An 18,243-nucleotide genomic window follows, 5' to 3' on the forward strand; every position below is an offset into this window, starting at 1 on the left:
TCTGGTTCTGGTTCTGGTTGAACAGTATCAAGTGACTCAATCTGCATATCCAATGTTATTTCCAGCTCATCCAGCCCAATATCTTCCATCTCAGGCCCGGCTTTCGGCAGCTGTGCCGCGACCAGAGGAACCTCACTCATATCCGCCTCTATCGCCTCTTCTTGCGCTAGATCCAACTCAGCCTCGATACTGTTTAGGTTATGATCATCTTTCAGCAGGGCATCCAGATACTCTTTCACCAATTGTTGCTGCCGGTTCAATTGCCCGTCACTCATACTCTGCTCCGTTCCGCCAAACCGCGTAAAATACGGATATACGCCTGCACTCCCGGCATGGTCAAATCCAGCTCAGAAGGGGTAACCCCTTTAGCACTCGCGGTAATAAACTTACTATCCACAGGCACGACCGAGGCGGCCATATGATCAACAAACCGCTGATGCAACTCCCGTAAACAGCTGACAGAAGCAGGAATTGTGCGGTCATAAAAAGTGGGAATCAAGGTATAGGTTAACTGCCGTTTTCTCGCCCGATTAATCATCGCGATAGTACGCAGCATGCGCTCCAAGCCTTTCAAGGCAAGAAACTCAGTTTGCACCGGTACTAACAGATGGCCGCAGGCAGCCAATGCATTGATCATCAACACACCTAACACCGGAGGACTATCGATCAACACATAATCATAACGATCTTTGACCAGCCGCAACGCTTTAGCGATCTGCAAGCCCATACCTTCCTGACCGCCGGATTTACGTTCCAGTGTTGCTAACGCAGTGGTCGCCGGAATAATATCAATCCCCTCGTTCGAGGTAGGCATTAATAGGGGTTCCAGCAGTTTAATATCCACATCTCGGCCCGGCTGAAACAGGTCATAAACGCTGTTTTCCAACTCATCCGGATCATATCTAAAATAGCTGGTCATTGAGCCGTGAGGGTCTAGATCGACCAATAACACCCGCTGACCTGCATCAGCCAATAATCCGGCCAATGCGACCGCTGTTGTGGTTTTACCTACACCACCTTTCTGATTAGCTACCGCCCATACCTGCATTATTGCGGTGACTCCTGTGCCTGCGGAGAAAAACTCTCCGGTGACGTTAATGTTTCTATATCCAGAGGTTGAGTCGACTCTTGGCGGCTAAAACTAATCCGCCCCTGCTCATCCTTCACGGTTTTTATGGCTGATTCAGGCAAGCCACTTTCTGTCAAAATCGTACTCACTGCATCTTCACTCACCTGCTCACTGCCAAAAGCAGAAACAACCCGCTGTGTTTTACGATCCCGAGTGACCACAATAACAATACGTCGATTGATCCGACGGCCAGCTTCGGTTCCGTTATCACCCAACGGCTGATATTCCCCGTAGCCCACTGCGGCCATTCGCTGCGGTGGCACACCGTTCATCTCTAAGATCCGCACCACTCCAGCAGCTCTAGCGGCGGACAATTCCCAGTTAGAGGGGTATTGGTCAGATGAGATAAACTGATTATCAGTATAGCCTTCAACGTGTATTGGGTTGTCATACTGTTTGAGTATTTTCGCTACCCGTTCAAATACCGGGTCGCTGGTGATCGCTGGTAACGAACCACCTTCCGGATAAACAAGATTAGCGCCCAACTCTAATGCCACCCAGAGGTTATTACTCTGTACTGCGACATGCCCACTACGGATCAGTTTTTTAAATTGCATTTGCAGCTGCTCGCCGATCGCTTGCAGTGCAACGCTATTTTCCGGTTTAGGTGGCACTATTTTGACAGTCGATGCTGCTTGACTTGCCTCACCATGGGATAAACCAACGCCGGTTGGCAAAACCTCCGACGGACTTCCAACGGGAGAGTTTAACGTCTGCTTTTGAGAAAAAACATCTGAAAACGATTCGGCAACTTGCCGGTATTTTTCTTCATTAACCGACGAAATAGCATACATCACCACAAATAGAGCCAATAACAACGTCAGAAAATCAGCGTAGGAGATAACCCAACGCTGAGAGTGCGCATCTTGTTCATCAACTCGACGCCTGGACACGTTAAGACTCCTGCTCCAGATAACCCTGCAACCGTAGCTGAATAATGCGTGGATTCTGCCCCTCAGCAATCGACAGCAGCCCTTCGAGCATCATCTCCTGAAAATAGAACCGCTTCAGTATCATCGCTCGAATTTTATTAAACAGAGGCAAAAATAGAAGGTTAGCAATCGCTACACCGTAGATTGTTGCTATAAACGCGGTGGCGATACCCGAGCCTAGATTGGCGGGGTCAGCCAGATTGGACATCACATGGATCAGCCCGAGAACCGCACCAATAATCCCCATTGTCGGGGCATAACCGCCCATACTCTCAAGCACTTTAGCCGCCTGCAGGTCTCGATTTTCACGGCTTACCAACTCGGTTTCCAGCGTCAATCGAATAACATCAGGGGTGCGACCATCGACCAACATCTGCAAGCCATTACGCACAACGCTATCACTTTGCCCCGCGATCTCATCTTCTAAGGCCAACAACCCTTTACGCCGAGCAAGCACACACCAGTTAACAATATTGTTAACCCCTTCGCGATAATCTAAATCAGCCTTACCAAACACGCTCGCGGATAATTTAATAGCCCGTGAAAGCTCCCCTGGCGTCGACTGAATCAGCACGGCGGCAAAGGTCCCACCGACCACGATTAATAGCGCTGGTAAATCCAAGAGTTCATCAAAACCACCGCCTTCGAGGTAGTTACCACCAAAAATGGCAATAATCGCTAGCAGTATGCCACTCATGCTTACGAGATTCATCGATGCCCCCAATGGTTAAATAACTGTCGGATACTTTCTATATTGAGTACTGCATCGGCAAGTTCCGCCTGAATAATAGCCTTCGGCATACCAAAGATAGTACAGCTCTCCTTATCCTGAGCCCAAACCGTGGCTCCCGCGTTTTTCAAAATACGAGCACCGTCACAACCATCGGCCCCCATCCCCGTCATTACTAAAGCCAATGCCCGATGACCGTAGCCTTTGGCTACCGAGGCGAAGGTAAGATCGACACTGGGCTTGTAGGTCATCCGCTCATCACTCGCGCGGATAATCAATTTATTGGGATGCGCCGGATCAAGAATCATCTGCTGACCGCCCGGTGCGAGGTAAGCATGTCCAGGCTTTAGTTGATCGCCATTCTCGGCTTCTTTAATGGTAATAAGGCTCAGATCATCGAGACGTTTGGCAAACACCGAGGTAAATGCTTTAGGCATATGCTGTGTCAGCAGTATAGGCACAGGAAAATCAGCAGGAATCTGCGTCAAAATAAACTGTAACGCAGCAGGACCACCGGTAGAAGAACCGATAGTGACAATATCGCATTCAGGCCAACGAACCTGATCAATCTTATCCACCCGAGATGCACTGGTCGTGGGCGCCGTACTCACAACGCGTTCTTTACTTCTCGCGGCGATTAACGAAGCGGGCCGTTGTTGCTGTCGCCCTAATGTGAGAATTTTTTCTGCCAAAACACTTTCTATATGCGCAGAATCACCCGAGCCGGAACCGGCTACCCATGCTCGAGCATCTTTTTCCATATAATCGGCCGCCCCCAGCGCTAACGCTTCTAGGGTAACCGATGCACTGCGACGCGTGAGCGAAGAAAGCATGATCACCTGACAAGGGCTCTCAAGCATGATCTGCTTCAATGCCGTGATGCCATCCATTTTAGGCATCTCGACATCCATGGTGACAACATCTGGCTTCAGCTGCTTAGCTTTAGCCACCGCCTCGATACCATCTTTCGCCGTATCCACCACAGTGATACCGGAGTGATTGGTCAGTATTTGCTTGATGCGGTTGCGAAAGAAAAATGAATCATCAACAACTAAAACTCGAACGGCCATACAATTATCCAGTATAAGTCTGCCGAGCGCATACCATGCTCAACTAGCGTATGCCTTCAGCAGGCTGGGAATATCAATGATCAAAGCGATCCGACCGTCACCGGTAATAGTGGCACCGGATAACCCTGGTGTTCCATGTAAAACAGAACCCAGCGGCTTAATAACCACCTCCTCTTGACCGACTAGCTGATCAACAACAAAAGCAACCTGCATCGTACCTACATTGGTGATGACCACATGGCCGTTTTCAGGCAGGGGATCGTTCTCATACCCTTTCATCAACCAACGTTTCAAATGAAACAGCGGCATCGCTTTATCACGAACAATAATCACCTGCTGACCATCCACCATATTAATTTGGGTCAAGTCGAGGTTGAATATCTCATTCACATTAACCAGAGGTAGCGCAAACGCCTGACTCTCTAGCAGCACCATCAGCGTAGGCATAATAGCTAAGGTCAGTGGCACCTGTATCTCGATACGCGAACCCATACCAAGAGTAGAATCAACATCCAATTTTCCGTTCAGCTGAGAGATTTTGGTTTTCACCACATCCATCCCAACACCCCGACCGGAAACATCCGATATCTGCTCTTTGGTGGAAAATCCCGCCGCAAAAATCAGGTTGTAGCACTCATGATCAGTCAGCCGCGCGGCCGCTTCATGATCGAGCATACCCCGCTTAACCGCCAGATTTCTCAGCAGATCAGGGTCCATGCCGGCACCATCATCCTCAATCACTAGCAGAATATGATCGCCTTCCTGCTCAGCCGATAGCAACACATGCCCTTCTCGGGGTTTATCATTGAACTCCCGAACGGCAGGCTCTTCGATACCGTGATCGATGGCGTTTCGAACCAAGTGGATTAGTGGATCAGCCAATGCTTCGACTAAGTTTTTATCGAGATCGGTATCTTCACCACGTAGCTCAAGATTAACCTCTTTATGCAGCTGACGAGAGAGATCTCGAACTAAACGGGGGAAACGACCAAATACTTTTTTCACCGGCTGCATGCGGGTTTTCATCACCGACATCTGCAGATCAGCGGTCACCATATCCAACGATGCCAGCGCTTTTGACATATCGCCGTCATCCACCTCGGCACCCAATCTAACCAAGCGGTTGCGAACCAAAACAAGTTCACCGACCATATTCATGATCTGATCCAGTAAACGGGTATCCACCCGAACATTACTTTCGGCTACCGGCTTGTGGGGTTGAGGCTGAGGTTTTGCAGCTGTAGGTGCTTGAGCATCTTCGCTATTGTGGACAACCGGCGGCGCAGCGACGGTTTGCTTTGCTGGCGTCACCGAGGTGGTAGCAGCAAAAGCACCTTCACCCTTAGACTGAAGGTCATCTAATAAATGTTCAAACTCATCATCAGTAATCAGTTCGCCGCTTGTTGGTGCCGCCGGCGGATGAACAACGGCTGAGGGTTGTACCGTACCGAGTAATTGATCAAACTCATCATCGGCACTACTCTCTACAGGGTCTTGCGGACTGACGCCGGGTGCACCACCGGGGCCATGTAGTGTATCCAGTAGATTATCGAACTCATCTTCCGTAATTAGATCGGACGTTGGTGAAGCAGCGGCCCCCGGCGCACCATGAGCGCCGTGTAGTTGATCTAATAGATCATCAAACTCCTCTTCGGTTATCAGGTCTGACGTCACTGCTGCATTATTCGCTGCTAAATCACCAACCAACATATCAAACTCAGCACTAACCTCTGCATCATGTTGGGCCGGTGTCGCTTGAACAACCTCTTCCACAAATACTTGAGTTTGAACCGAGATCGCCGGTGCCTGGCCTGAAGCCATCGCGTTTAAGTCTGCTAACAGTTGTGGGTCGACCGGATCGGGAAAACCACCCTGCTTAACCGTTTCAAACATCGCATTAATATTATCCAATGCTTGCAACACGAGATCCATTAACGTCGATGACACTTTTAGCGCGCCATTACGTAACTGATCAAATAAATTCTCGGCGCTGTGACAACAGTCTACCATGGGGTCCAACTGCAGAAAGCCTGCGCCCCCTTTCACCGTATGAAAACCGCGAAAGATAGCATTGAGTAATTCGCTATCCTCAGGGTGTTGCTCAAGATCGACTAACTGTTCAGACAGCTGTTCGAGGATCTCCCCGGCTTCGACTAAAAAATCTTCCAATATTTCCTGATCAACATTCAAGGACATTCGTATTACCCTTTAAAAACCGAGGCTAGACAGCAGATCATCAACATCATCCTGACTGGATGCGACCGCCCCTTGATTACGCCCTTTCACTTGCGGCCCTTCGGCTGTCACCTCTAGGCGCTCAGCATCCGCTGACGCATCGGCCGTAGCATCGCCATCAACCGATTTATGGGCTGCCAATGCCCCTAAACTATTGACTCGGGAAGCCACCGCCATTAATCCAACCAGTTTTTCTTCAATATCGGCGACCAATTGAATCACGCGTTTAATCAACTGGCCCGTTATATCCTGATATTCCTGAGCGAGTAAAATCCCCGTCAAGCGCTCTTTGAGCTTAGCCAAAACGTCCGAATGATCGACCGCATAGCGGCACGCTTTTTCATACAAGGATTCAAGCTGCGGATGATCTTTTTTCAGTGCTGCCAGCTCATCAATTAACTCTTGTCGCTGTACAACATCCTTCTCGATCAAAGCAACGTAGCGCAGCGCATCATCGACCTGATCGATCGTTTTATGGGCGTTGGTTTCAGTCAGTTCGATCACATAAGAGAGGCGTTCAGTGGCGTCTGAAATTGAAGCTATATGTTGCTTAGAGTCCTGCAATAACTCGGTTGAGCTAACATCATCGGTAAAACCAACAATCGCGTTATGCACCGCCCGAGTCAGCGTGCCCACCTCATGATACAGCGCCCGGTGGCGCATCTCATTCAGTTGCTGTACCTCATCCATCGCCTGAGGCAACTGCCCTTGATTTAGCAGCTCGACTAACCGTTCTGCTCTCGTTTGCAGTTCTGCTTCAAACTGGTGTTGGTCATAATACGTTTCAAAATCAGACATTAACGCCTCCTAGCCCTGTAGGCGCTCAAAGATCTTATCGATTTTCTCTTTTAGTACGACTGCGGTAAAAGGCTTAATAATATAACCATTTACACCCGCCTGAGCCGCCATAATAATCTGGTCCCGTTTCGCCTCAGCCGTCACCATCAGGATCGGAATATGGCTCAGCGAAGGATCAGCCCGCACGGTTTTTAACAGATCAATGCCGGACATCTTCGGCATATTCCAATCGGTTACCAAGAAATCAATACCACCGGCCTTCAACACAGGCAACGCTGTCGCGCCATCGTCGGCTTCTACAATATTGGTAAACCCAAGATCACGCAGCAGATTTTTTATAATCCGGCGCATTGTTGAGAAATCATCTACTACCAGAATTTTCATGTCTTTATTCAAGACAATCCCTCCTAACACTCTTTTAAGCGATGAGTTATTCGTTCAATCTCATCGCCACTCTTTTAAACGGCCACGTAATCGTAATGCCGCCTGACTATGTATCTGGCTCACCCGTGATTCACTCACACCAAGCACTTTGCCAATCTCTTTAAGATTGAGTTCTTCATCGTAATACAGTGATAACACAAGCTTTTCACGTTCAGGCAACCCCTGTATCTCACGGGCTATGGCCTTCATAAAATCTTTTTGTTCAAACTCTTCAGAAGGGTTTGGTTCATTACTGGCAATGGTTTCGCCTGGCCCTTCATCCTGAGGCCCCGTCAACTTATCAAAACTAAAGAGACGACTTTCAGATGAGTCTTTCAATAATGCATGATATTCCGTCACACTAATATCAAGTTCCGCAGCAACCTCCCCATCTTGGGCATCTCGACCCGTACGTGACTCAATAATCTGAATAGCTTCGGAGACTCGGCGACCATTACGGTGCACAGAGCGGGGCGTCCAGTCTCCTCGACGTACTTCATCGATAATAGAGCCGCGAATACGAATACCCGCATAGGTTTCGAAACTAGCGCCTTTAGTCGCATCATACTTTTTGGCCGCTTCCAATAGGCCTACCATGCCGGCCTGAATCAGATCTTCCAGTACGACATTACTCGGCAATCTTGCCAATAGGTGATGAGCGATACGCTTTACTAACGTCGTATGCTGCTCAATAACCTCCTGACTTGACTTAAACTGAAGCGGATTATACATAGAGACCATACGCTACTCTGATAATTTATTCAGGCGCCGGTGATCAAGCGCTCAACAAAGAATTCAAGGTGCCCTCGGGAACTAGAAGGCATCGGCCAGGCGTCTACTTTAGTCGCTAGCTGCTTATATGCTAACGCCGCTTTACTCTGCGGAAACGCTTTTAAAACAGCACGTTGCTGCTTCACCCCCTTTCTGACTGCTTCATCATAAGGGATTGAACCCAGGTATTGAAGTGTCACATCAAGAAAGCGGTCAGTAACGGTTAATAACTTGTTATACATATTCCGCCCTTCCTGCTCAGAACGGACCATATTGGCCAATACTCGAAAGCGAGTCATCTTGTAGTCTCGGTTTAGTAGCTTCATCAGTGCATAAGCATCCGTAATAGAGGTTGGCTCATCACAGACCACCACCACCACATCCTGAGCCGCCTTAACAAAGCTCACCACCGCCTCAGAGATACCGGCGGCGGTATCAATCACTAAGATATCCAGATCATCCGCAATCTCACTGAACGCATGGATCAATTCCGAGTGTTCATGCACGCTGAGAGAAGTCATCGCTTGAGTGCCGGAGGCTGCCGGTACTATTCTGACGTTAGTGTCCACATCGATCAGCAAATCTTTCAAGTGACATTCACCGGACAGCACATCAGAAATATTACGCTTCGCTTTAACCCCCAGCAAAACGTCAACATTAGCTAACCCAAGATCGGCATCCATCAGAACCACTCGATGCCCCATCTCACCTAACGCAAGACTCATATTGACCGAAACATTGGTTTTACCGACGCCACCTTTACCACCGGTAACCGCAATCACCTTAACCGGCCGAGAACTACCCATGGTGGTTTCCTGTATCTGTTAACAAATCAGCTCTCCCAATGCTCATCTCTGGCCAACCTATCTTGCTGATGTTCATGAAATATCCGACGACTGCGGCTCGCTTTCTGCGCCGTAATCACCGCTCGGCTAACCAGATCTTTCTTATGCGCCACATCAATATCATCGGGCACCCGCTGACCATCGGTCACATAACTCACGGATAAACCATTTTCGATCACCAGATCTAGAGCTTCCCCTAGATTACCGGACTCATCCAGTTTACTCAGTACGCAACCACTTAAGCCCAGTGGCGCATAGGTTTCATACGCACTTTCAATCACATGTCGCTGACTCGAACAGGACAACACCAATAATTTTTTCAGCCGTACAGAAACATCTTCCAGCATATTCAACTGCGCCTGGGTATGAGGCTCGTGGGCATTCATACCGGCGGTATCGATCAGCACTAACCGTTTACCCCGCAGCGAACCTAGCACCTCATCCAAGGAGTTGTTTTCATCCACCACTCGCACAGGGATATCCAAGATACGGCCAAAGGTCAATAACTGTTCATGTGCTGCAATCCGATAGGAGTCGGTCGTCACCAGCGCCACACTGGAACTCCCATGCTTTAGCACGTACCGCGCCGCTAGCTTGCCGATGGTGGTCGTTTTACCAACCCCCGTCGGCCCAACAAATGCGATCATGCCGCCACGCTCAACAAAATCCTCCCCCATCACCGGAATATGATCACTAAAACGCGTTAGCGTTGTACGCCAAGCATCATCGAGTTCATCGGTATCAACAACCTTTGCTGATAACTGGCGGCTCACCTGCGGCCCCAAACCGATCCGCTCTAAACGGCGCTCTACCTTGGTTACGGCAGAATCAGCCACCTCATGACGGGAACGTTTAGCTACATTAGGCTTAGGCCGAACAGGCCTCTGCGGGGGTACGGGCGGGCTACTCAGAGGTTCGTCTACGGTCGGTTTCTGAGGTTGGTTAAGAAGACTCTTGAGCGATTCAATTTCCTGCTGTAACGATAGGATAGCATCCTGTTCGCTGGCTCGAGGCTCATCCACGGCGGGCACGGCGGGTTTAAATTCATGTCGCTGACGAGTCGGATCGAGTCTCGGCTCTGCCATTCGAGCGGGACGCTCTTGAACCTTAGGCGGTTGCTGCTGCCGGCCTTGCTGGCGGCGCTTGAGGGTATCTAAAATCTCACTCAGCTCATCGTCATCATCTTCTAGCTGACGGTTTTTTTGCCGAGGTTCTGGCGCACCTTCCTGCGCAGTCGCGATACGCGCTTGCGCCTTCCGCAACTCTTCGGTCAAGTTACTCTGCAGTTTAGCGGGTTGTCGAGGGGCTTCTTTACGGGCGTGTTCTACCGCCCGCTTGCGTTTAAAATCCTGTTGCGCCGCTTCATATTCATGCTCATGGGCAGCCACTACTTCAACGCCACCGGCCACGCGATGATTCGAGACGATCACGGCGTCCGGGCCGATCTCGTCCCTGACCCGTTGCATGGCCTGCCTCATATCCGGAGCAAAAAAGCGCTTAACTTTCATAACCGTCTCTATTCATTACCCAATCAAGCATTCGCCTAATTCTGGCCACCCACTGTAGCAATAATCGTAACCCGTTTATTTTCGGGGATTTCTTGATAAGAAAGTACACTAATTTGATGCTCTCCATAGCGTACAAATTTAGCTAATAACGGCCGTATAGGCGCCGCTACTAGCAATATCGAAGCCCGTCCTGCGATCTCTTGCTGCTGCGCTATCTCAGCAAGCGAGGTTTGTAATCGTTCCGCCATCGTCGGTTCAATCACCATCCCTTCACCGCCTTCGCCTCGCTGAACCGATCCGAGTAGTAACTGTTCCAACTGAGGATCGAGTGTAATCACCGGCAACTCTTCATCATTGCCAACGATATTCTGCACAATCATACGTGATAAAGATATACGCACCGCGGCAGTCAACCCCTGAGGGTCCTGCGTCCGCGCAACGGCCTCAGCCAGCGACTCGGTAATGGTTCTGAAATCCTTGACCGGCACCTGTTCCATCAACAAATTCTGTAACACTTTTAACAGTGTACTCACAGAAAGCTTGCTTGGAACCAACTCTTCTACCAGTTTTGGGGACGTTTTTCCTAACATATCCAACAATTTCTGTACTTCATCATGCCCCATCAACTCGTGGGAGTGAGCCTGAAGTATCTGATTGAGGTGGGTTGCCACGACGGTTCCGGCATCAACCACGGTATAACCTAGCGTCTGCGCCTGCTCTTTTTGGCTCTGCTCTATCCACACAGCATCGAGACCGAAAGCGGGATCTTTCACATTAATCCCTTTCAGCGAACCAAACACCTGACCGGGGTTAATCGCCAACTCGCGATCTGGATAGACTTCAGACTCACCAACCGACACGCCCATCAAGGTAATCCGGTAAGCGCCAGGCATCAGGTCAAGATTATCCCGAATATGCACCGATGGAACGAGAAAACCGAGATCTTGCGAGAGCTTCTTGCGCACACCTTTGATTCGACTTAACAGCTGCCCGCCCTGCAGCTTATCCACCATAGGGATAAGTCGATACCCCACCTCTAAACCGATCATATCGACCGGCATTACATCGTCCCAATCCAGCTCTTTGACATCCTGATCAGGCTCTGGCTGTTTAGTTTTCGTCGTACTGTCTTCAACCAGCGCCGCCGCTGTTGCCAAATTTCGCTGATTAATAAAGTAGGCACCCACACCCGCCGTAATCGCTAGCGATAAAAAGGCTACATGGGGCATACCTGGAATAGACCCCATAATAAACAGGATGACAGCCGCAACGGCCAGCGCCTTTGGTGAACCAAATAGCTGACTAATAATCTGCTGTCCCATATCTTGGGAAGAGTTAACCCGAGTCACCATAATCGCGGCAGCGGTTGATAATAGCAACGAAGGTATCTGAGCGACCAAACCATCACCGATGGTCAGCAGTGAGTAATAACGAGCCGCCAACTCAAAGGATAGATCATGCTGCATCATGCCTATACCCAGACCACCGATGATGTTGATCACCAGAATCAAAATACCGGCCACCGCATCACCACGAACGAACTTACTGGCACCATCCATCGAACCATAAAAGTCCGCTTCCTGAGTCACCTCTTGCCGACGAAGCTTGGCATCTTCCTGACTAATAAGCCCCGCATTCAGATCGGCATCAATCGCCATCTGCTTACCGGGCATAGCGTCCAATGTAAAGCGAGCACTTACTTCGGATATACGTCCAGCACCTTTGGTGACTACCACGAAGTTAATGATGACCAAGATCATGAAGACCACCAAACCCACGACATAGTTGCCGCCAATCACGACTTCACCAAAGGCTTCAATCACCTTACCTGCCGCATCGCCGCCTTCGTGACCGTAGAGCAAAACCACCCGTGTGGAGGCCACATTCAATGCCAACCGCATTAGCGTAGTGATCAAAAGAATAGTGGGAAAAACAGCAAAATCTAACGGCCGCATCGAATAAACACAGACCAGCAGCACAACGATAGACAGGGCAATATTAAAGGTAAAAAGGGTATCCAACAGGAAGGGTGGCATCGGCAGCGTAACCATGCCGAGCACGAGCATAAGTAGAAAAGGGATACCTAAATTCCCTTTACTCGCTCCACGAACATTGTTGTAAATTGCTGCTCTGTTCATTACGCCCCAAACGAGATCTCGCCGCCAACAAAGCGTCAAAAAAACATCATAAAATAATTAGTTATTTGTATATTAAAAAATAACATTAATAAGAGGCTAAAAACATCAATTTTTTGACGCTTTACTCACCATAGAGGAAGAAACTGCAAGAATCCCGCCAGATAAAGACGGTTAAGTAAAAAGAGGGAGATAAAACGGAGATATATCACTCATCCTGACGCAACTCATCAGGAATATCTAAGTCTGGTGAAACCGCCTTAGGCGCAGGGCCTTGCTGACGCTTATACCGCTGCAACTGGAAAACGTATGCCAAAATTTCAGCCACCGCCTTAAACAATCCAGCGGGTATCTCTTCATCGACTTCGGTTGAATGGTAGATAGCCCGCGCTAATGGCGGCGCAGACAGTATCGGAATATCATGCTTATCCGCGATTTCTCTGATTTTTAATGCGACGAAATCACCCCCTTTTGCCACCAAAAAAGGCGCACCTCCGCCTCCCTGATCATATTTTAACGCCACAGCATAATGGGTTGGGTTAGTAATAACCACATCAGCCTCAGGCACCGCCGACATCATCTTGCGCTGGGATATTTCACGCTGCAATTGGCGAATACGCCCCTTCACCTCAGGCTTACCTTCGCTATTTTTCATCTCATCTTTGACCTCTTGCAGGGTCATTTTGAGCTTTTGCGTATAATCGTAAATTTGAAATGGCACATCGATAAGAGAGATCAAAATCATGGTGCAACTCATGATCAGAAATGCCCAGATGACGATCTCAGTCGCATGAGACATGGCCGGAAATATATCCTGCGAGCCAAGCGAGAACAGTGCTTGTTTCGATGCCATCAGCACCAGAAACGAAAGCGAACCAACCACTAAAAACTTCGCTAACGCTTTAAATAGCTCCAACAGCGCTTTGAGCGAAAACATCCGCTTTATGCCCGCCAAAGGGTCGATCCGGCTAAATTTAGGCGCCATTGCCTTCATGCTCACATTCCAGCCACCTAAAGCAATAGGCCCGACAATCGCCGCCACCAGCAGCACCACAAAAAAACCTAAGCAGGCTCGCAGCGCTTCGGATAACGAATAACCTAAATGCGCAAACATTGAGGCAGGGTCCATAACCGCCTGCCGATCCAGGCTAAAGTTATACTTCATCATCCCGGCCATCTTATCTGCCACTTCGCCGCCGAACATCATGGCCGCAGCAGCCGCAGCCAGCAATAGAATAGTCGTCGCCAGCTCTTTCGAACGCGCAACATCCCCCTTCTCTTTGGCGTCACGTAACCGTTTCGACGTGGGTTCTTCGGTTTTCTCCTGACCGCTATCTTCAGCCATCTACAGCACCCCTACGCCGAGAACCTGATCGAGGTAATTGAAAGCAATTGCGACAAATCGTTGATACTGCCCTAAGAAGCCCTCTAGGCTTACCCAAGCAATCACCAACCCCACCAGCATCGTAAACGGGAAACCGATCGCAAAGATATTCAACTGCGGAGCCGCCTTAGCCATCACTCCGAAGGCAAAGTTAATCACCAATAAGGCTGTCACCGCCGGCAACGCCATCAACAATGCGCTAGCCAGCATCCACCCACCCGATTTAGCCAACGCCATATACCCAGAGACCGGCATGGAACCTGCCGATATGGGCAACACAAAAAAACTACGTGCCAGCGCTTCGAACATGACTAGATGACCATTAAAAGATAAAAACAGCAGCATCACCATCATCAGATAGAGCTGTGATAGCACTACGACCGAAACGCCGTTAGCCGGATCACTCACTGAAGCGAAACCAAGTCCCATCTGAGAGGAGATCAACTGACCTCCTAAGGAGAATATTTGAAACAATACCTGAAGCACAAACCCCATTGCCGTGCCAATAATCACCTGCTGAGCGATTAGAATATAGGCTTGCAAGGACATTCCGTCGACGACTGGCATGGCAGGCAAGGTGGGTATTAGCACCACGGTCATCGCTAACGCTAACCCCATGCGGATACGCACGGCCACCAACTGCGTACCGATCATCGGGATAACCATAAAAAAGGAGGCGATACGAAAGAAAGGCAGCAAGAATTGCGCTACCCATTGTTCCAACTGAAGCGTCGTCAGCTGCAGCACACTTTACCCCAGAAACAATGGAATATTGGCAAAGATGCTGTTGAATTCATCCATCAACTGCCCAAGAATCCAAGGGCCTGCCCACATAATAGTTAACAGGGTAACCAACAGACGGGGCAAGAAACTCAACGTTTGTTCATTAATCTGCGTTGCCGCTTGAAAGGTAGACACCATCAATCCCACCAGCAACGAAGGCACCACAATCACGGCCACCAGCACCACCACTAAAAACAGCGCTTCGCCAAAGAGATCAAGAACCATTCCCGGTGTCATAACATAGCCTCCACGCTCGGATTTACACGACGCGCCATCTTGATTTTAAGCACATCAAACAACAAAACTACCTGCCAATGTACCTATTACCATAGCCCAACCATCAACCAGCACAAACAACATTATTTTAAAGGGTAACGAAATAATAACGGGAGACAGCATCATCATACCCATCGCCATCAAAATACTCGCCACCACCAAGTCGATCACCAAAAAGGGAATAAACAGCATAAATCCGATCTGAAAAGCGGTTTTCAACTCACTGGTCACAAAGGAGGGCACTAATATCGTGAAAGGAATATCATCCGGCGTTTGAACCGCAGGAGTACGGGAGATGTTCATAAACAGGTTAAGATCCGTCTCCCGAGTTTGCGCTATCATAAAACCGCGAAACGGAATACTCGCCGCTTCCAGCGCCTCCAGCGAAGTGATCTCTTCACTCAAATAGGGCTGCACCGCCTGTTCATTCACCTCATCTAACACTGGCGACATAATAAACAGCGTTAAAAATAGCGCCAAGCCAACTAAAATCTGATTCGAGGGTGTTTGTTGTAAACCTAAAGCCTGACGCAAAATAGCAAAGACAATAATGATGCGAGCAAATGAGGTCATCATCATCAGAATAGCGGGCAGGAATGTCAGCAGCGTCATCAGCCCCAAAATCTGGAGCGTTACACTGTAATCCGCAGTACCATCGGCATTCGTCGTCAGCGTAACCGCGGGAATACCTACATCAGCGGCCTGAGCAAAACGAGGAAGCAGTATCAATAAAAACGGCAACAGCAGAGCGAATAGTCGTTTCACTCGGCCTCCTTACGACGCAAAACCTGCTGGAGTTTGGCAGCAAACTCACTCGGCTCAGTGCCGGACGCAATCAGAGGTTGATCATAACTTTGTAATAGATTCACTCGCCCCGGCGCTACCCCCAGCAATAGCTGTTGATCTCCGGCCTGAACAAGCACTAGCTTTTCCCGAGTCGTCAGCGGAACGGACGCAACCACACGCAAGGCTTTGTTCTGCCCCGGCAATCCAGAATAGCGCTTCAAAAACCAAGCCAATGACAGAATCAACGCGATAACCAGTATCAAGCCAGCCGCTAGCTGCATGATCGAACCGCTATTCACCGGATCGACCATCTGATGCGGCACGACAGTGGTCGCTTTACCGCTACTAGTTTCAGCCGCAACAGCCAGACCGCAACCCAGCCAGAGCAAAACAACTTGGCATAAGCCGAAACGCAAGCCAATCATCTTAGCTTATCTATACGTTCCTGCGGACTGATCACATCAGTCAGCCGGATACCGTAGCGATCATTCACCACGACCACTTCGCCATGCGCCACCAAGGTACCGTTAACCAGCACATCGAGCGGCTCACCGGCAACTCGATCCAGCTCTACAACCGAGCCCTGATTCAACTGTAGAAGGTTGCGAATAGAGATGTCAGACCGCCCCACTTCCATCGATAACTTAACCGGAATATCGAGAATGACATCTAAATTCGGATTATCCAATTTAACACTATCATCTCTCAGCTCATCCAAATCGATGGCCTGCCCTTGCGAGGCTTCAGACTGAGCCTGTTCAGCCATCGCAGCGCCCCAGTCGTCGAGACCTTCCTGCCCCTGCTTGTCAATATCGTCATTACTCATGAGTGATACGCTCTGTCCAACAGTTTAGTCATTTTTACTCCGGCTAATAATTTTTACCGCCAGATTCCCTCGGGATGTACCCAGCTTACAATTAAATACCGGCACTCGCGCAGCTTTTAGCTTCAACGTGTCAGCGATATCAATAGGAATAATATCACCCGCCTCCAGCTGCATAACATCTCGCAACTTCATTTTACGTTCGGCAACCACCAGATCCAGATCGATCGGTGCTCCCAACATATCTTTTTTGAGCGCAGTCAACCACTGCTCATCCAACTCTTCCTCTGCTGGTTTATAGCCAGAGATCAGGATATCCCGAATAGGCTCCAGCATGGAGTAAGGCATGGTCACATGAAACTCACCGGTGCCGCCCTCCATATCCACCTGAAAACTACTCACCACGACCACTTCAGAGGGATTAATGACATTCGCCATCGCCGGATTAATTTCATGCCCGCTAATTTCAAATTTAAGCGGCATAACCGGCTCCCAAGAGCCTTCTAAATCGATAAAAAACTGACCAATAACCTTATTAATCAGTCGAATCTCAGTGGGTGTAAACTCCCGCCCTTCAATTTTGGCGTGGCGACCATCGCCACCGAAAAAACTATCAACCAATCTAAAAACGAGTTTTGCATCCATCACCAACAAGGCAGTGCCTCGCAAAGGCGACACCCGTAGCAAGTTAATACTCGTAGGGACATAGAGCGTGTGGATATAATCGGAGTACTTCATAATCTGCACGCCGCCAACCGATACATCGGCGTTATTACGTAGCAGTGTAAATAGAGAGATACGGGTATGACGGGCAAAACGTTCGTTAATCATCTCCAGCGTCGGCATCCGGCCACGAACGATCCGCTCGTGACTGGCAAGATCATAAACCTTAACCCCTTCACTCTCTTCGACAACGCTTTCTTCAGTCTCAATATCCCCATCATCCACGCCATGCAGTAGCGCGTCGATTTCGTCCTGAGAAAGCAGATCTTTAACTGTCATATATGCTTATCCATCACTGCATCACAAAACCTGTAAACAGGATTTTCTCAACCCCAGGCTTGCCAATTGTCTTCTGCATAAAGTTTTGTACCGTCTTCAGCGCCTCTTGCTGAAGCATTACCTTACCTTCCGCCGTGCGTAACTCATCAAGCGACTGGCTGGAAAACAACTGATTCAAAATATTGACAATTTTTGGCATGTGCTTGGTTAAGGCCGCCACGACCTCGTCATCGCGGCTTTTTGCCTCGACATGAAGTTGCATATAGTGTGTCCGGCCATCTTTACTGCGCACAACGACGGTAAAGTAAGGACTACCTTCTAAGGTTCTAATCTTGGTGTATAACGCCGGTGCAGGCTTATTCGGCTTGGCAGTTTCAGCATCGGTCGCATCATCTGAACCGCCAACTAAGAACATCGCTACCCCACCACCAATAATGGCCGCCAAGAGAACCCCAGCAACGGCGATAAGAATCAGTTTTAGCTTACCCAATCCTTTTTTACTACCCTCAGTCGCCTCGCCAGCAACTGCATCCGTACTTTCATCAGCCATCATTTGCTCCACTGACTATCGGCCGGAAAACCGGCAAAAGCATAAACATACAACTCAAGCTGT

Annotated in this window: 20 protein-coding genes; all 20 read right to left on the reverse strand. The window is 49.2% G+C overall.

Annotated features, from left to right (window positions below; genetic code table 11):
* Positions 1-275: hypothetical protein (locus KO512_RS04970; RefSeq protein ID WP_215951236.1), on the reverse strand; the 275-nt coding region annotated here is incomplete at its 3' end.
* A complete protein-coding gene (locus KO512_RS04975; RefSeq protein WP_215951237.1) occupies positions 272-1,048 on the reverse strand; it encodes a ParA family protein in 777 nt (258 codons plus the stop codon). The genes KO512_RS04975 and KO512_RS04970, both read right to left, overlap by 4 nt.
* A complete protein-coding gene (locus tag KO512_RS04980) occupies positions 1,048-2,022 on the reverse strand; it encodes a flagellar motor protein MotB (RefSeq protein ID WP_215951238.1) in 975 nt (324 codons plus the stop codon). Before KO512_RS04980 ends, KO512_RS04975 begins: the two co-directional genes overlap by 1 nt.
* A gap of 1 nt (position 2,023) precedes the next feature.
* Complete coding sequence (locus KO512_RS04985; RefSeq protein ID WP_215951239.1) at positions 2,024-2,773, reverse strand: flagellar motor protein; 750 nt, start codon at positions 2,771-2,773, stop codon at positions 2,024-2,026.
* On the reverse strand, positions 2,770-3,861 hold the full coding sequence (locus tag KO512_RS04990; RefSeq protein ID WP_215951240.1) for a protein-glutamate methylesterase/protein-glutamine glutaminase: 1,092 nt from the start codon (positions 3,859-3,861) through the stop codon (positions 2,770-2,772). The genes KO512_RS04985 and KO512_RS04990 overlap by 4 nt, the downstream gene beginning before the upstream one ends.
* A gap of 39 nt (positions 3,862-3,900) precedes the next feature.
* Positions 3,901-6,057: a chemotaxis protein CheA gene (locus KO512_RS04995; protein WP_215951241.1), complete on the reverse strand. Its 2,157-nt coding sequence runs from the start codon at positions 6,055-6,057 to the stop codon at positions 3,901-3,903.
* Between the two features lie 12 nt (positions 6,058-6,069).
* Positions 6,070-6,894: a protein phosphatase CheZ gene (locus tag KO512_RS05000; protein ID WP_215951242.1), complete on the reverse strand. Its 825-nt coding sequence runs from the start codon at positions 6,892-6,894 to the stop codon at positions 6,070-6,072.
* 9 nt (positions 6,895-6,903) lie between these two features.
* Positions 6,904-7,278: a chemotaxis response regulator CheY gene (locus KO512_RS05005; protein WP_436792271.1), complete on the reverse strand. Its 375-nt coding sequence runs from the start codon at positions 7,276-7,278 to the stop codon at positions 6,904-6,906.
* A 60-nt stretch (positions 7,279-7,338) separates the two neighbouring features.
* Complete coding sequence (locus KO512_RS05010; RefSeq protein ID WP_215951387.1) at positions 7,339-8,049, reverse strand: RNA polymerase sigma factor FliA; 711 nt, start codon at positions 8,047-8,049, stop codon at positions 7,339-7,341.
* A 29-nt stretch (positions 8,050-8,078) separates the two neighbouring features.
* Positions 8,079-8,894 (reverse strand): MinD/ParA family protein, encoded by an 816-nt coding sequence (locus tag KO512_RS05015; RefSeq protein WP_215951244.1) that lies wholly within the window; start codon positions 8,892-8,894, stop codon positions 8,079-8,081.
* A 26-nt stretch (positions 8,895-8,920) separates the two neighbouring features.
* A complete protein-coding gene (flhF, locus tag KO512_RS05020) occupies positions 8,921-10,441 on the reverse strand; it encodes a flagellar biosynthesis protein FlhF (RefSeq protein ID WP_215951245.1) in 1,521 nt (506 codons plus the stop codon).
* Between the two features lie 35 nt (positions 10,442-10,476).
* Entirely contained in the window at positions 10,477-12,579 is a 2,103-nt protein-coding gene (gene flhA, locus KO512_RS05025) for a flagellar biosynthesis protein FlhA (RefSeq protein ID WP_215951246.1), read from the reverse strand.
* 205 nt (positions 12,580-12,784) lie between these two features.
* Positions 12,785-13,921 (reverse strand): flagellar biosynthesis protein FlhB, encoded by a 1,137-nt coding sequence (gene flhB, locus KO512_RS05030; protein ID WP_215951247.1) that lies wholly within the window; start codon positions 13,919-13,921, stop codon positions 12,785-12,787.
* Positions 13,922-14,707, reverse strand: coding sequence for a flagellar biosynthetic protein FliR (gene fliR, locus KO512_RS05035; protein ID WP_215951248.1), 786 nt, complete (start codon positions 14,705-14,707; stop codon positions 13,922-13,924). It lies immediately after the preceding gene.
* 3 nt (positions 14,708-14,710) lie between these two features.
* The gene (gene fliQ, locus KO512_RS05040) at positions 14,711-14,980 is read right to left on the reverse strand and encodes a flagellar biosynthesis protein FliQ (RefSeq protein WP_215951249.1); all 270 of its coding nucleotides are present in this window, start codon (positions 14,978-14,980) and stop codon (positions 14,711-14,713) included.
* 54 nt (positions 14,981-15,034) lie between these two features.
* Positions 15,035-15,784, reverse strand: a complete 750-nt coding sequence (gene fliP / locus KO512_RS05045; protein WP_436792266.1) for a flagellar type III secretion system pore protein FliP — start codon at positions 15,782-15,784, stop codon at positions 15,035-15,037.
* Positions 15,781-16,230, reverse strand: a complete 450-nt coding sequence (fliO, locus tag KO512_RS05050) for a flagellar biosynthetic protein FliO (protein WP_215951250.1) — start codon at positions 16,228-16,230, stop codon at positions 15,781-15,783. The genes fliP and fliO overlap by 4 nt, the downstream gene beginning before the upstream one ends.
* Complete coding sequence (fliN, locus tag KO512_RS05055; RefSeq protein ID WP_215951251.1) at positions 16,227-16,631, reverse strand: flagellar motor switch protein FliN; 405 nt, start codon at positions 16,629-16,631, stop codon at positions 16,227-16,229. Before fliN ends, fliO begins: the two co-directional genes overlap by 4 nt.
* A gap of 24 nt (positions 16,632-16,655) precedes the next feature.
* Positions 16,656-17,630: a flagellar motor switch protein FliM gene (gene fliM, locus KO512_RS05060; RefSeq protein WP_215951252.1), complete on the reverse strand. Its 975-nt coding sequence runs from the start codon at positions 17,628-17,630 to the stop codon at positions 16,656-16,658.
* A 13-nt stretch (positions 17,631-17,643) separates the two neighbouring features.
* A complete protein-coding gene (locus tag KO512_RS05065) occupies positions 17,644-18,180 on the reverse strand; it encodes a flagellar basal body-associated FliL family protein (protein WP_215951253.1) in 537 nt (178 codons plus the stop codon).
* Positions 18,181-18,243: the final 63 nt, after the last annotated feature.

Origin of the sequence: Amphritea atlantica (assembly GCF_018860855.1) — a bacterium.
Lineage (GTDB): Bacteria > Pseudomonadota > Gammaproteobacteria > Pseudomonadales > Balneatricaceae > Amphritea > Amphritea atlantica_A.